Annotated in this window: 2 protein-coding genes; both read left to right on the top strand. The window is 63.5% G+C overall.

The genetic code is table 11. The annotated features are described in order from the left end of the window. Window positions 1-178 precede the first annotated feature (178 nt). Complete coding sequence (locus KM933_RS38725) at window positions 179-436, top strand: type II toxin-antitoxin system Phd/YefM family antitoxin (protein WP_067029019.1); 258 nt, start codon at window positions 179-181, stop codon at window positions 434-436. A gap of 28 nt (window positions 437-464) precedes the next feature. Further along, complete coding sequence (locus KM933_RS38720; protein ID WP_221362375.1) at window positions 465-722, top strand: Txe/YoeB family addiction module toxin; 258 nt, start codon at window positions 465-467, stop codon at window positions 720-722. The last annotated feature ends 79 nt before the right edge of the window (window positions 723-801 follow it).

The following is an 801-nucleotide window of genomic DNA, read 5'->3' as shown; positions in this document are numbered from 1 at the left end:
GGGCACCCTTCGTCCGCTTCGCGTTCTGCAAGCGGACGCCGGTGCTGGAGGAAGCGGTGAAACGCCTCAAGACGCTCACCGGCTGAGCCGGGGAGGCAGAAGAGCAGCTGAAGCTTGTCTCGCCACAGGCATTGACGTACAATTTCTTGTACGTCAATGGGTGGAAGGGTGGTCGACCGTGAAGACCATGACCTATTCCGAGTCGCGTGCGCGGTACGCCGAGGTACTCAACTCCGTCACGGACGACCGCGAGGAAGTCGTGATCACCCGGGCCGGACACGAGCCGGTCGTCATCGTCTCCCTCGAGGACTACGAGTCCCTGAAGGAGACGGCATACCTGCTGCGAAGCCCTGCAAATGCCCGGCACCTGCTCGCGTCCATCGACGAGTTGGAAAACGGCGGCGGCACCGTACGCGAACTGGCGACCGACGAGTAGACGGGCAGACGAGCAGAGGCCGCACGTCTTGAAAATCACCTTCTCCTCCCGCGCCTGGGAGGACTACCTGTGGTGGCAGCTCCAGGACCGGAAGACCCTGAAGCGCATCAACACGCTCATCGCGGACATCTCCCGGAACGGCAACGAGGGAATCGGTAAACCGGAACCGCTCAAGCACGGCTTCCAGGGTTACTGGTCGCGTCGCATCACCGACGAACACCGACTGGTCTACAAGGCCACCGCGGACGGCGTCCTGATCGCACAGTGCCGCTACCACTACGAATGAGTGCGTGAACACGGCGTGGGCCGGGTGACGGCGGTGCCGGGCCTGGTGTCGGCGGTGCGCTCGGCGAAGCAGTACCTCA

Origin of the sequence: Streptomyces beigongshangae (genome assembly GCF_019710745.1) — a bacterium.
In the GTDB taxonomy this organism is placed as follows: domain Bacteria; phylum Actinomycetota; class Actinomycetes; order Streptomycetales; family Streptomycetaceae; genus Streptomyces; species Streptomyces beigongshangae.
The sequence above is the reverse complement of the archived record's forward strand: the minus strand, read 5'-3'. Positions and strand labels throughout refer to the sequence as shown.